The following is a 13,601-nucleotide window of genomic DNA, read 5'->3' as shown; positions in this document are numbered from 1 at the left end:
GCATTTTTGGATCCACTTCCATGATATCCGCATCCAATAGGAGGGCCGCATGAATCTGGACTTCGCCAAGGCGATCGACGTGTCCGTTCCCATCCACCCCGGCATGCTGCACTGGGGCCGCCGGCCCGAGGTGGAGATCGTCGAGTCCCGCACCGCGGGCGATCCCTCCAATGTGAGCCGCTGGCGCATCGGCGCCCACACCGGCACCCACATCGACGCTCCGGCCCACTTCATCGACGGCGGCAAGACGGTCGACCGGCTCGACCTGTCCGCCCTCAACGGCACCGCCCGCGTCCTCGATCTGACCCACGTCAAGGAGCAGATCACCGCCGCCGATCTCGACGCGGCCGGCCTCGGCACCGAGGAACGCGTGCTGCTGCGCACCAGCAACTCCGACGGCGTACTGCGCAGCCCGTGGAAGGCCCGGCAGTGGGTCGGACTGGCCCCGGACGGCGCGGAACGGCTCATCGAGGCCGGCGTACGCACCGCGGGCATCGACTATCTGAGCATCGAGGCGGTCGCCTACACCACCCACTGGGAGACCCACCAACTCCTGTGCGCTGCCGAGGTGTTGATCCTGGAAGTGGTGGACCTCCTGCACACACCGGCAGGGGTCTACGACATGATCTCCCTCCCCCTGCCTCTGCAGGGCGCCGAGGCCGCTCCCTCCCGAACCGTGCTGTTCCCGAGGGACGAAGCGTGACGACCGACCTGATCCTCGCCGCACCGCACCCGGCGGCGCTGACGGCCGCCCGGCGTGCGGCCGAGCGGGGCGGCAACGCCGTGGACGCGGCGCTGGCGGCGGCCGCCGCTCTCACCGTGGTCTATCCCCACCAGTGTTCCCTGGGCGGCGACTTGATCGCCCTCGTCCACGCCCCCGGCGGCTCGGTACGCGCGATCCTCTCGGCGGGGGCCGCCGCACAGGCCGTGGACGTCGACGCCTTGCGCGCGGCCGACGAGCGGATGCCCGCGCAGGGCCCGCAGACGGTGACCGTGCCCGGTGTGGTGGCGGGATGGGCCGCGCTCGCCGAGGCCCATGGCACACCCGGCGCCCTGTCCGCCGCGCTGCGGGATGCCGCCGATCTGGCCGAGGACGGGGCCACCGTCTCGGCGGGTCTGGCTCGTGCCGTCCGTGAGCGGGCCCCGCAGGTCGCCGCGGACCCCGGCCTCACCGCGCTGCTGACCGGCCCCGAGGGCGCATCCCTCGACGAGGGCGACCCGCTCCCCCAGCCCCGGCTGGCCGCCGTACTGCGCACGCTCGCCGACGATCCGTCGTCCTTCTACCGGGGCGCGGTCGCCGAGGCATTGGTGAACGGCCTGCGCCGGGCCGGGAGTTCACTCACCGCGAGCGACTTCGCGGCTCATCAGGCGGCGAGCGCCGAGCCGTTGACGCTGGACGTGGCCGGTACGCGGTGGTGGACCGCGCCGCCGCCGAGTCAGGGAGCGAGCTTGCTGGCCGTGCTGGAGACCGCGGCTTCCGTGGCGAAGCTGCCCGAACCGGAGCGCACCGGTGTACTGGCCGCCCGCTGCCAAGATGCCTCGGCAGCAAGGGACTTGCTGCTCGGCGATCCACTCGGGCCCGCGTCCGTGGACCTGGACGGACTGCTGCGCCCGGCCGCGCTCGCCGGTGCGCAACCGCCCGAGCCGTCCTTCCGGCCCGCCGGGGACACCGTCGCGATCACCGCCGTGGACGCGTCCGGGCTGGCCGTCTCGCTGATCCAGAGCGTGTACCAGACCTTCGGTTCCGGCATCTGCGACCCGGAGACGGGCATCGTGCTGCACAACCGGGGCTCGGCGTTCAGTCTGCTCCCCGGCCATCCGGCCCTCATCGGCCCCGGCCTGCGTCCCCCGCACACCCTGTGCCCGGTGCTCGGCCGGTCCGCCGAGCTGCTGCTCGCGGCCGGTTGCCAGGGCGGTCGGGCGCAACCGCAGATCCTCGCCCAGACCGTGCCCGACCTCATGGACCCGGCAGCCGATCCGGCAGCCGTGCTGGACCGGTCCAGGTGGGTGATCGGCGCCCGCGACATCGGCCACGAGACACAGACCCTGCTGACCGAACCCGGATCCGTCCCCGCTGGCGCGTTCCCGTCAGCGGTTCCGGTCGTCGTGGCGCCGGGCCGTACCGATCTCGCCGGTCACACCCAGGCCGTACGGCTGTCCGTCGGCGGTCGGCTGGACGGCGCCTCCGATCCCCGCGCCGACGGCGGCACCATCTTGGAAGGAAGTTCCCTGTGAGCACTCTCGCCCCCGAACCCGTACCGGCCGACGCACCGCATCCGCTGGACCCCCTCACCGTCACCGAACTCGCCACGGCCGTAGGGGTGTTGAGGGCCGACACCCGCGTGCCCGACGACTCGCGGTTCTGGGGTGTGGCGCTGGACGAGGACCACGCCCGCCGTGCCGCGCCCGGGGACGCCCGGCGGGCCCGCGCGGTGGTGTTCTCGCCCTCCGCCCGCCATGCCTTCGAGGTCGATCTCGAACTCGGCGACAAGCCGCAGACCACCGCCTGGCGGGAGTTGGACGTCCGCAGCCCGGGCTGTTCCTCGGAGGAGGCTCGGCAGGCCGCTGCCGCCTGCCGCGCCGATCCGCGTTTCCGGGAGGCGCTCGCGCTGCGCGGTATCCACGACGTGTCGCTGGTGATGGTGGATCCGGAGTCGATCGGCGGCTTCGAACCGCCCGAGTACGCGGGCCGCCGGCTGACCTGGGGCAGCGTCTGGCATCGCACCGACGAGGACGACAACGGCTACGCCCGGCCGGTGCAGGGCGTGGTACCGATCATCGACATGGAGTCCATGGAGGTCCTGTACATCGAGGACCACGGGGTCGTGCCGCTGTCGGACGAGTCGGGCGTCTTCGCGGCCGGGACGGTGGCCGAGCGCCCTGGGCTGAAGCCGCTGGAGGTCGTCCAGCCGGACGGCCCCAGCTTCACTGTCACCGGGCAGCGGATCGACTGGCAGGGGTGGTCGGTGCGGGTCGGCTTCAGTCATCGCGAGGGGCTGGTCCTGCACGACCTCGCCTTCGCCGCGGCCGGGAAGAGTCCTCGCCAGGTGATCCGGCGTGCGGCCGTCAACGAGATGTACGTGCCCTACTTCGACACCGCCTCCACCCAGTACCGCAAGAACTTCTTCGACTGGGGCGAGTACGGCGCGGGCCCGCTCACCAACTCCCTTGCGCTGGGCTGCGATTGCCTCGGTGTCATCCAGTACTTCGACGCGGCGGTGCTCGGCGGCGACGGCGTGCCCCGGCTGATTCCCAACGCCGTCTGTGTGCACGAGGAGGACGACGGAATCCTCTGGAAGCACCACGACGGCCGCACGGGCCGTACTGAGGTGCGCCGTTCGCGCCGGCTGATCATCTCGGCGTTCGCGACCGTCGCCAACTACGACTACGGCTTCTACTGGTCGCTGTACCAGGACGGTTCGGTGATGCTGGAGATCAAGATGACCGGCATCCTCTCCGCCACCGGTGTCGAGGAGGACGAGGCGACGCCGTACGCGCGCCGGGTCGCGCCGAACGTCGCGGTCACCAACCACCAGCACTTCTTCAGCGTCCGCCTCGACATGGCGGTGGACGGCGATCCCAACCGGCTGGTCGAGGTCACCGCCGAGCACGAACCCGACCCGGTCCTCGACCCGTACGGCAACGCGGCCCAGACCGTGCTGCGGCCGATCCTCAGCGAGTCGGAGGGCGCCCGGCGCACCGACCCGTCCCGCGCGCTGCACTGGCGGGTGGAGAGCACCGAGTCCCGCAACCGGATGGGTGAACCGACCGCATACCGCGTGCACTTGGAGAACACGGCGGTGCTGCCGGTGCGCGAGGACAGTGTGTGCGCCCGCCGAGCGCCTTTCGTGGGGCGGCAGTTGTGGGCGACGGCCTACGACGCGCAGCGGCGGTTCGTCGGCGGCGAGTACCCCAACCAGGCCGAGCCGGGCGCGGACGGGGTCCACAAGTGGCAGGAGGAGAACCGGTCGTTGGACGGCACGGACCTCGTGCTGTGGGCCACGGTCGGCTCACACCACTTCCCGCGCCCCGAGGAGTGGCCGGTGATGCCGGTGGCCAAGGCGCGGCTGCGCCTGGAGCCCGACGGCTTCTTCGACCGCAACCCGGCCCTCGACGTTCCGGCCCCCGCCTCCTGCCACACACCGAGCCCGGCAGCCCCCGACCACTGCTGCGGCTGACCGCGCCACCCCTCCCCCGAAAGGCGTCCCATGCGCGAGGAAGAGAACACCCGGCTCACCCGGACCGGACCCGGTACCCCGGCCGGTGAGTGGATGCGCCGCTACTGGCAGCCGATCGCCCTGAGTGAGGAACTCGCGGGCGTACGACCGCTGGTGGCGCCCAAGGTGATGGGCCAGAACCTGGTCCTGTTCCGTGACGAGGACGGCGAACTCGGTCTCGTCGACCGGGGCTGCCCGCACCGGGGCGCCGACCTGGCGCTCGGCCGCCTGGAGGACGGCGGGCTGCGCTGCTGCTTCCACGGCTGGCTCTTCGCCCGTGACGGCTCGTGCCTCGACACCCCCGCCGAGCCCGTCGACAGCCCGCTCAAGTCCCGCGTGAGGCTGGGCAGTTACCCGGTCCGCGAGATCAACGGGATCATCTGGGGCTACCTCGGCCCCGGCGAACCGCCCCAACTCCCCGCCCTGGACTGCTTCCAGGCACCCGCCGACCACGCCTTCGCCTGGAAAGGGCTGCTGGAGTGCAACTGGCTCCAGGCCCTGGAGGTCGGCATCGATCCCGCCCACGCCTCCTACCTCCACCGCTTCTTCCAGGACGAGGACCCCGCCGACAGCTACGGCAAACAGTTCCGCGCCGCATCCCAGGGCACCGACCTCCCGATGACGAAGATCCTGCGCGAGTACGGCCGCCCCGACATCGACGCCGCCCGCACCCCGTACGGCATCCGCATCACCGCCCGGCGCACGCTCGACGGAACGGACACGCGGGGCCTGCCGATGGACGGCAGCCGTACCCATGTCCGCATCACCCACCAGGTGTTCCCGCACGCCTTCCACATCCCGCTGGACGCGGAGACGGCGATCACCCAGTGGCATGTGCCGATCGACGACAACTCCAGTTACTGGTATGCCCTGTTCACCAGCGTCGGCGGCCCGGTCGACCAGGTGGAGATGCGCCGGCAGCGGGTCGGCGCGGTCACCCTGCCCGACTACCGGCCACGCTTCGGCCGCGAGAACGGCTACGGCTACGACCCGGTCGAGCAGCGGACGACGACGTACACCGGGCTCGGCTTCGACATCAACGTGCACGACCAGTGGGCGGTGGAGGGGCAGGGGTCCGTGCAGGACCGTACGCGTGAGCATCTGGGCCGCTCCGACAAGGCCATCGTCATGTATCGGCGGATGCTCGGCGAGGCCATCACCGCGGTCGAGCGCGGTGAGGACCCGCCGCTGGTGCTGCCGGCCGAGGCGGCGGCGCGGCTGCACGGTCCGGTCGCCCTGGACGGGATCGGGCCCACCGAGGGGTGGCAGGAGCACTGGACGGCCGTCACCGACAAGCAGCGCGCCGACAGCAGTTGGGCGCAGCCGCTGGGAACGGACGGCTGAGCCGCGTGGGATTCATCGAACGCCACGGCCTGTGGACCCCCGAACAGGCCGCCGCCGCGCGGGAGATACTCGGGCGCGCCGAGAGCGGCGGGATGACGGTGGTACGGCTGGTCTTCGCCGACCAGCACGGTCTGCTGCGCGGCAAGACCGTCACCGTGGGCGAACTGCCCAACGTGCTGCGCGACGGCACCGGCATCGCCTCGTCCCTGCTCGCCAAGGACACCTCGGGGCGGACGGTCTTCCCCCTCTTCACCAAGGAGACGCCGCTCGGGCTGCCCGAACTGCGCGGCGCCGCCGACATGGTGATGGTGCCCGACCCGTCGACCTTCCGGATGCTGCCCTGGTCACCGGGCACCGGCTGGCTGCTGTGCGACCTGCGCTTCACCTCCGGCACGCCGGTCCCGCTGTGCACGCGCGGGCTGCTGCGCTCGGTCCTCGACCAGGCCGACGGACTGACCTACCGCACCGGTCTGGAGGTGGAGTTCCACCTCTTCCGGCTCGACGATCCGCGCCTGGGCCCCGGCGACCAGGGCCAGCCCGGAGCCGCGCCCGAGGTCGGGATGCTGAACCACGGCTACCAGTACCTCAGCGAGCTGCGCTACGACGAACTCGATCCCATCCTCGACGTCCTGCGCGCGAACATCGAGGGCCTGGGGCTGCCCTTGCGTAGTCTGGAGGTCGAATTCGGTCCCAGCCAGGTCGAGTTGACCCTCCAGCCCGCCGACGGTCTGGGCACGGCCGACGCGATGGTCCTGCTGCGCAGCGCCGTCAAGCAGGTCGCCGCCCGCCACGGCCACCACGCCACCTTCATGTGCCGCCCCCATCTTCCCGGCGTGTTCTCCAGCGGCTGGCATCTGCACCAGAGCATGGTGCGGGACGGCGTGGGTGTCTTCGCACCGGAGGACGGCGAACTCACCGCGTCCGGGCCGCCGTTGTCGCCGTACGGGACCGCCTTTCTCGGCGGGCTGCTGCGGCACGCGCGGGCCACGAGCGCGTTCTCGACCCCGACTCTCAATGGTTTCAAGCGCTTTCGTTCGCTGTCGCTGGCGCCGGACCGTGCGGTGTGGGGGCGGGACAATCGCGGGGCGATGGTGCGGGTGCTGGGGGACGGACCCTCGTCCACCCGGCTGGAGAACCGGATCGGCGAGCCGGCCGCCAACCCCTACCTGTACCTCGCCTCTCAACTCGCCGCCGGGCTGGAAGGCGTGGCGGGCGGACTGGAACCGGGACCGGCTGCCGACGAGCCGTACGCGGCCCGCGCCGAACCGCTCCCTCGTTCGCTGGGCGAGGCCCTGGACGCGCTGGAGTCCGACCGGATGCTCGCCGACCGGCTCGGCAAGGACTTCGTGGCGTACTACGCGAGCATCAAGCGGGCCGAGATCGACCGCTTCAGCCAAGAGGTGACCGACTGGGAACAGCGGGAGTACTTCCGTGTCTTCTGACCTCGACTCCCCCTCCGCGACGACCGAACGGCTCCTGGTCCGGCAGGTCCGCTGGGTCGCCCATGACGTGGTGGAACTGCGGCTGACGCGGGCCACCGACGGCGCCCTGCCCTCGTGGGAGCCGGGAGCACACGTGGAGTTGACCCTGCCTTCGGGGCTCCGGCGTGCCTACTCGCTGTGCGGAGAGGTGACGGACACGGAGGCATGGACGGTCGCCGTGCACCGGGTGCCCGAGGGGCGGGGCGGTTCCCGGGAGATCCATGAAACCGCCCTGGTGGGGCGGGAGTTGGAGGTGCGCGGGCCGGTCAACCGCTTCCCGCTGGTGCCCGCGGAGGGCTATCTGCTGCTGGCCGGCGGCATCGGCGTCACCCCGCTGCTGCCGATGGCCCGCGAACTCACCGCACGCGGTCTGCCGTGGCGGTTGGTCCTCGGCGCCCGCGACCGGTCCCGGCTCGTGTACGCCGAGGAGTTGGTGGCGCTGGGCGGGGAACGGGTGCTGCTCGTACCTCAGGACGAGGCGGGCCTGCCGGACCTGGCCGCCGAACTCGCCACCACCCCGCCCGCGCACGCCGTCTACGCCTGCGGCCCGCAGCCGATGCTCGACGCGGTGACGGAGCTGTGCCGGACACCGGACTCCGCACGGGTGCTTCACCTGGAGCGCTTCACCGCTGCCGACCAACTCGGCACGTCTGCCGGGGAGTTCGAGGTCGTGTTGAGCCGTTCAGGACTGCGGCTGACCGTGCCAGCCGACCGTTCCGTGCTGGACGTCGTACGGGAGAGACTCCCGGACATCCCCTACTCCTGCGAGGAGGGCTACTGCGGCAGCTGCGAGACGGCGGTCGTGGCCGGACTCCCGGACCACCGCGACACGGTGATCGAGTCGTCCGAACGCCCTACCGCCACCACGATGATGATCTGCGTGAGCCGCTGCGACTCGCCGGTGCTGGAACTGGACCTCTAAGCGCCGCCTTCCGCAAGGCGGTTGAGGAGGGACCGGGGTCGGTAGGGGATGACCTCGGCCAGTGAGATGGCGGTGCTGGTGCGGTCGACTCCGTCGATGGCGAGGATCGCCTTCGTGATGCGGTGCAGGTCCGTGGTGTCCCTGGCGACGACCTGGGCGAGGAGGTCGGCGTCGCCGGTGGTGTAGTGCACCTCGATGACTTCGGGCAGGTCGAGCAGGCCTTCGTGGACGCTCTCGGGTTCGGCCTGGCTCACCGCGAGCGACATGAACGCGACCAGGCCGTAGCCGAGGGCGGCGGGGTCGACGCGGCGGCTGAAGGGTTTGAGGGCGTGCTCGGCCGCCATTCTCCGCAGCCGGGCGTGCACGGTGTTGCGGGCCACGCCGAGGGTCTGGGCCAGGGCGAGGATCGTGGCGTCCGGGTCGTCGTCCAGGGCCAGGACGATCCGGGCGTCCAAGGAATCCATCGATGTCATGGTGCGCATTCTGGCACTGAGATCGCGTTCTATTGAGCATCTGTCGCAATGGAGAAGACCTGTGTTGCGCTGCTGCCCTGGCGCGTGGTCTAGGTGGTGGGCCGTCTCCCGCCTCCGTTCCGTTGAAGGACCGCCGTCATGGCTTCGAAGTCGTACCCCGCCGGTACCGGTGGCTCCTGGATCGTCGTCGTGTCCGGCGGGGTCGCCGCCGGGCTCCAGGTGTGGAAGGTGCCGCCCGCGCTGCCGTACCTGCGGCACGATCTGTCGTTGAGTCTGGTCCAGGCCGGGACCCTGCTGGGAATCGTCCAACTGGCCGGGATGCTGGGGGGGGACTTGCCGTCTCGCTGCTGGCCGAGCTGATCGGTGAGCGGCGCTGTCTGAGCGGGGGGCTTGTCCTGCTGTTCCTCGGTTCGGCCGGCGGTGGATTCGCCGGGTCGGCGACTCCGCTGCTGGTCTCGCGGGCGGTGGAGGGGGCCGGTTTCATCCTGGTGGCGGTGACCGGTCCGGGGCTGATCCGGCGTACCGCTCCGCCGGGCCGCTTCACCACGGCCATGGGCTTCTGGGGCGCCTACCAGGGGATCTCCACCTTCGCCGGGCTCGTGGTCGGCGCGTCGGCCCTTCAGCTGGTGTCGTGGCGGGTGTGGTGGTGGGGCATGGCGGTGGTCGCGCTGGCGCCGCTGCCGTGGGTGCTGGCCCGCGTGCCGCGTGACGACGCGGGCGGTGCGCGGGGGGCGGCGGCTGCCCTCGCCCGCATCGGCCGTACCGTCCGGGCTCCCGCTCCCTGGACGGCCGGGCTCGTCTTCGCCTGCTACACGCTGCCGTGGATGGCCGTGGTCGGGTTCCTGCCGACCGTCTACCGCGACGGTGGGATGACGGGCAGTTGGCCGGGGGTGCTGAGCGCCGTGGTCGGTGCGGTGAACGCCGTCGGTTCGATCGGCACGGCGGCGCTCTTGAAACGCGGCCTGGCCGTGCGCGCCGTCGTCGTGCCCGCCTTCGCGCTGATGGCCTCGACCTCCCTGCCGGCCTTCGCCGTCGACTGGCACGGTGTCCCGGCGGGTACCGCCTGGCAGTTCCTGTGTGTCGTCGCCTTCTCGCTGACCGGCGGGGCGATACCCGCGACCCTGCTGCGCATGATCGGTGGGCTGACGCCTGCGGGCGGATCGGCCCCGGCCACCATGGGGCTGATCCAGCAGCTCTTCAACGCGGGCAGTTTCGTGGGCCCCACGATCGCCGCGTGGCTGGCGACCCGGATCGGCGGCTGGCACTCCACCTGGTGGATCACCTGCGGCTGCGCGGTCTTCGGTGCCCTCCTCAGCCTCGGGCTCGGCAACGGGGACGCCTCCTCGCGGTTGCCGAAGTCCGCTACGGCAGGGGCAGTTCGCTGATGCGGTCGCGGAGATCGGTGCGGAGGGGATCGTCGTCGGGCAGGCCGAGTTCGTCGGTGAGGGCGAGGGCGCGGGTCCAGGCCTCGTGTGCGGCGTCGGGTTGGCCGGCGCTGTGGTGGCTGTCGCCGAGGCAGCGGAGACAGGTGGCTTCGCTGCGGCGTTCGCCGGTGGCGCGGAACAGGGCCGCCGCCTCCCGGTAGCGGTCGACGGCCTGTTGGTGGCGGCCGAGTTGGTGGTGGATGTAGCCGAGGCTGTCGGAGATGTGGGCCTGTCCGTCCACGTCACCGGCCGCACGGGCGAGTTCGAGCGCCTGCTCGCAGTGCGCCAACGCGCTGTGGTGTGCGCCGAGTTGGGCCTCCATCCAGCCGATGATGTTGAGCGCCGCGGCCTGGCCCGCCGGGTCGTCCGCCACCCGGTAGTGCCCCAGGCTCCGGTGGGCGTGTTCCAGCGCCAGTGCGGGGTTGCCCTGGGTGCCCGACATCCGCGAGAGATGCTGATGGGTGCGGGCCTGCCCCGCGTCGCTGCCCAGCTCGGCGAAGAGTTCCAGTGCCTGTAAGTAGTGCTCCCTGGCCGGTTCCGGGCTCTTGAGGCGGTCCAGGGCCAGGCCGAGTCCGCGGTGGGCGCCCGCTCTTCCGGCCAGGTCGCCGTCCCGTTCGGCCGCCACGAGCGCGCTGTGACCGGCGGTCAGCAGGGCCTCCCAGTGGCCGTGCCGGTCCAGGAAGGTGGTCAGGACGGTGACCAGTCGCCACACATGGCCGTCGAAGCCGGGCGGTGGCTGCCGCACGATCTCCAGCAGTACCGGGTGTTCGGCGACGAGCCAGGCCAGCGCTCTGCCGTAGTCCTCGGGCACCATCGGGTTCGCGCCCGCTCTGGGCGCGGCGGAGGCGACCGGGTTGGGCTGCGGGGTCACCAGGACGTCGGCCGCACGCGCGGAGTGCAGGTAGTGGTCCATCATCCGGTGCAGGGCCGCACGCCGTTCCCACTCGTCGTCGTACGCGGCCACCAACTCCCCCGCGTAGACACGCAACAGGTCGTGGAACGCGTACCGTCCCGGAGCGTGCTCGGTCAGCAGGTGCCCGCCGGTCAGTTCGGCGAGCAGTCCGCGGACGCGTCCCGGCGGAACGCCGGCCAGGGCGGCTGCCGCGTGCCGTGAGAGGTCCGGGCCCGGATGCAGGGCGAGCAGCCGGAACAGCCGGGCGGCGGCCGGGCTGAGCGCGCTGTAGGACCACGAGAACACGGCCCGTACCTGGCTGGCCTCCTCGCCGCCGTCGAGCGCGTCCAGTCGGCCGGCCACCTCGCGGAGTTCCTCGGCGAGCGGGCCGAGCGGGCGTCGTGGCTGCGCGGCGGCGCGGGCCGACACGACCGCCAGGGCCAGCGGGAGTCCCGCGCACCAGGTGACGACGTCCGCCACGGCCTCCGGTTCGGCGGCCACCCGGCCCACCCCGAGCCGCTCCGCCAGAACGTCCCGTGCCGCGTCCGGGGTCAACGGGTCGACCGCGAGCAGATGGGCGCCCTCGGTCGCGGCCAGCCCGGTGAGCCGGTTCCTGCTGGTCACCAGCGCCATGCAGCCGACCGCCCCCGGCAGCAGCGGGCGTACTTGTTCCTCGTCGCGGGCGTTGTCGAGGACGACGAGCATCCGACGTCCCGTCAACAGGCTGCGGTACAGGCCGACTTGGGCTTCGAGGCCCGGCGGTGTCCGGTCCGGTCGTACTCCCAGCGCGTCGAGAAATCCGCGGACCGCCTCGGTCGGGGGCATCACCGCGCCCTGCGGGTCGAAGCCGCGCAGGTTCACGTACAACTGCCCGTCGGGGAAGGCACTTTCGACCCGTCGGGCCCAGTGCACCGCGAGCGCGGTCTTGCCGACGCCCGCCATGCCCGAGATCGCCGAGATCATCACGGCGGCGGACTCGCCCTCCATCGAGGCGAGGATCGCCTCAAGCCGGGCCAGTTCCTCGTCGCGGCCGGTGAACCCCCGTACGCCCATGGGGAGTTGGGCGGGCAGTTGGGCCGAGCGGGCCGTCTCGGACGGTTCGGGCCGCTTGGCGGGGCCGGAGCGGTGGCCGCGCAGGATCGTCTGGTGCAACTGGCGCAGTGCCGGTCCGGTGTCGGTGCCCAGCTCCTCCGCGAGGCGCTTGCGGACGGCCGCGTAGCAGTCCAGGGCCTCCGCGCTGCGGCCGGTCTCGTGCAGGGCCCGCATCAGCGCCTCGGCGAGGGGTTCGGCGAGCGGGTACTCGGCGAGCAGGCCGGTCAGCGGGCCGATGACGGACGCGGGGTCGCTGTGGACCGGTTCCGCGCGGGCCCAGCCGACCGCTGCGTCCTGGTGCTGGCGGCGCCAGGCCTCGCGCATCCGGGCCGCCCACTGCCCGCGCAGACCGGACAACGGCTCCCCGCGCCAGAGGTCGAGCGCCTCGCGCAGCAGCCGTGCCCGCTCCGGGTCGGACGGGCCCGCGGTCCTTGCCTGGTCCACCAACTGCCGGAATCTGTACACGTCCACCTGGTCAGGGCCGGCCTCCAGGAGGTAGCCGCCGGAGCGCCGTACCACCGATAAGGGTTCCCGCGCGGTCTCGGCGGCCTGCTCGCACACCCGCCGGATCCGGGCGACATGGGCGTGCACGGCGCCGCGCGCCCCGTCCGGCGCGCGCGTGCCCCAGACCCGCTCCATGACCACGTCCACCGCGACGGGACGGCCGACGTCCACGGCCAACGCGGCCATCACGGTACGGCGTTGGGGCGGGCCCACCTCCACGGCGCGCCCCGCCGCCGACAGTTCCACCGGCCCCAGCAACTGCACGTCCACCATGGTGTGCGCCACCCCCGCACAAAGCCTCCTCCTTTCTTTCACAGACGTGTACGCGGCGCGACAAGCCTTCGACAAGGTTTCCTGTCACACACCGGTGCCAGTCTGCTGGGGAGTGAACGGGCCCGGACCGGGGCGCCGTTCGGGCACCACGGCAGGGCCGTCGCCTGGCGGCTGCACAACAGGCAAACGGGGGCGAGAAGTGTGATCACAGGGGAAGTGATGGCACCTGGGACACGGGTGCCGGTACGGCGGCCGGAGGCGTTACCGGCCGCCACGGGAAACGCCGGCGGAAGGAGTGTGCTGGAGGGCGCCTTCGCGTTGCTTGAGGCGGTGGAGCGGGCCGTGGAGGCCGGGCCGACCAGACTGGCGTCCGACTGCGGGCTGCCCAAGACGACCGCGTACCGGCTGCTGGAGCAGCTGGCGGACCTGGGCGCGGTCGAGCGGTGCGGGGGGAGTTACCGGGTGGGCCCGCGGATGTTCCGCCTCGGGCAGGCCTGGCAGCCGCATCCCCGGCTGCGGGCCGCCGCCCGGGAACCGATGCGCCGGCTGACGAAGCTCACGGGCACGACGGTGGGGATCGCCGTGCTGTGGAAGGGCGAGACGCTGATGGTCGAGTGGTGTCCCGACGACGCCGAACGGCCCGATCCGCTGCAGACCCGGATGACCTGGCCGTGGTTCACCGCGGCGGGCAAGGTCCTGGTGGCCATGGCCGGTCCTGCGTCGCCGCCGGGGCCGCTGCCCGCGTCCTGGGCGCGGGACGCCGCCGCGATCCGTGAGCGGGGTGCCGCGTTCGACCGGGAGGAAGTGGTGAGCGGGGTGTGTTGTGCGGCGGTTCCGCTGTTCGGCACGAGCGCCGCGCCCCTGGCCGCCCTGTGTGTCCTCACGGACCCGGCACACCACTTGGAGCGGCTCGCGGAGGCCGCCCGCCATACCGCCCGGGTCATCGGCATGGGCCTGCGGGGGCGGTGACACCGGGGGG

11 protein-coding genes are annotated in these 13,601 nt (G+C 72.2%); 9 read left to right on the top strand and 2 right to left on the bottom strand.

The window, feature by feature from the left end:
• Window positions 1–49: 49 nt before the first annotated feature.
• Genes ACIBJH_RS35540 through ACIBJH_RS35515 form a run of 6 tightly spaced genes read left to right on the top strand, consistent with a single transcriptional unit; the run spans window position 50 to window position 7,964 of the window.
• Entirely contained in the window at window positions 50–703 is a 654-nt protein-coding gene (locus tag ACIBJH_RS35540; RefSeq protein WP_399121066.1) for a cyclase family protein, read from the top strand.
• Entirely contained in the window at window positions 700–2,235 is a 1,536-nt protein-coding gene (locus tag ACIBJH_RS35535; RefSeq protein ID WP_399121065.1) for a gamma-glutamyltransferase, read from the top strand. The genes ACIBJH_RS35540 and ACIBJH_RS35535 overlap by 4 nt, the downstream gene beginning before the upstream one ends.
• On the top strand, window positions 2,232–4,178 hold the full coding sequence (locus ACIBJH_RS35530) for a primary-amine oxidase (protein WP_399121064.1): 1,947 nt from the start codon (window positions 2,232–2,234) through the stop codon (window positions 4,176–4,178). The genes ACIBJH_RS35535 and ACIBJH_RS35530 overlap by 4 nt, the downstream gene beginning before the upstream one ends.
• Window positions 4,179–4,208: 30 nt before the next feature.
• Window positions 4,209–5,561, top strand: coding sequence for a Rieske 2Fe-2S domain-containing protein (locus tag ACIBJH_RS35525; RefSeq protein ID WP_399121063.1), 1,353 nt, complete (start codon window positions 4,209–4,211; stop codon window positions 5,559–5,561).
• Window positions 5,562–5,566: 5 nt separating this feature from the next.
• Window positions 5,567–7,003, top strand: coding sequence for a glutamine synthetase family protein (locus ACIBJH_RS35520; protein WP_399121062.1), 1,437 nt, complete (start codon window positions 5,567–5,569; stop codon window positions 7,001–7,003).
• Window positions 6,993–7,964: a PDR/VanB family oxidoreductase gene (locus tag ACIBJH_RS35515; protein ID WP_399121061.1), complete on the top strand. Its 972-nt coding sequence runs from the start codon at window positions 6,993–6,995 to the stop codon at window positions 7,962–7,964. The genes ACIBJH_RS35520 and ACIBJH_RS35515 overlap by 11 nt, the downstream gene beginning before the upstream one ends.
• On the opposite strand, the gene ACIBJH_RS35510 is transcribed toward ACIBJH_RS35515, so the two are convergent.
• The gene (locus ACIBJH_RS35510; RefSeq protein ID WP_399121060.1) at window positions 7,961–8,437 is read right to left on the bottom strand and encodes an Lrp/AsnC family transcriptional regulator; all 477 of its coding nucleotides are present in this window, start codon (window positions 8,435–8,437) and stop codon (window positions 7,961–7,963) included. The genes ACIBJH_RS35515 and ACIBJH_RS35510 overlap by 4 nt on opposite strands.
• 138 nt (window positions 8,438–8,575) lie before the next feature.
• Here ACIBJH_RS35510 and ACIBJH_RS35505 point away from each other — a divergent pair, with 138 nt between their 5' ends.
• Both ACIBJH_RS35505 and ACIBJH_RS35500 read left to right on the top strand, forming a co-directional pair.
• On the top strand, window positions 8,576–8,797 hold the full coding sequence (locus tag ACIBJH_RS35505) for a hypothetical protein (protein ID WP_399121238.1): 222 nt from the start codon (window positions 8,576–8,578) through the stop codon (window positions 8,795–8,797).
• Window positions 8,782–9,822: a CynX/NimT family MFS transporter gene (locus ACIBJH_RS35500; protein ID WP_399121228.1), complete on the top strand. Its 1,041-nt coding sequence runs from the start codon at window positions 8,782–8,784 to the stop codon at window positions 9,820–9,822. Before ACIBJH_RS35505 ends, ACIBJH_RS35500 begins: the two co-directional genes overlap by 16 nt.
• Here ACIBJH_RS35500 and ACIBJH_RS35495 read toward each other — a convergent pair.
• Complete coding sequence (locus tag ACIBJH_RS35495) at window positions 9,800–12,634, bottom strand: BTAD domain-containing putative transcriptional regulator (RefSeq protein WP_399121058.1); 2,835 nt, start codon at window positions 12,632–12,634, stop codon at window positions 9,800–9,802. The two genes, ACIBJH_RS35500 and ACIBJH_RS35495, sit on opposite strands and share 23 nt — an antisense overlap.
• Before the next feature lie 207 nt (window positions 12,635–12,841).
• On the opposite strand from ACIBJH_RS35495, the gene ACIBJH_RS35490 reads away from it, so the two are divergent.
• Complete coding sequence (locus tag ACIBJH_RS35490; protein WP_399121056.1) at window positions 12,842–13,591, top strand: IclR family transcriptional regulator; 750 nt, start codon at window positions 12,842–12,844, stop codon at window positions 13,589–13,591.
• The last annotated feature ends 10 nt before the right edge of the window (window positions 13,592–13,601 follow it).

The sequence above is a fragment of the Streptomyces sp. NPDC050548 genome (assembly GCF_044457385.1).
Taxonomy (GTDB): Bacteria; Actinomycetota; Actinomycetes; order Streptomycetales; family Streptomycetaceae; genus Streptomyces.
Note: the sequence above shows the minus strand (reverse complement) of the source record. Positions and strands in the feature narration are given on the sequence as shown.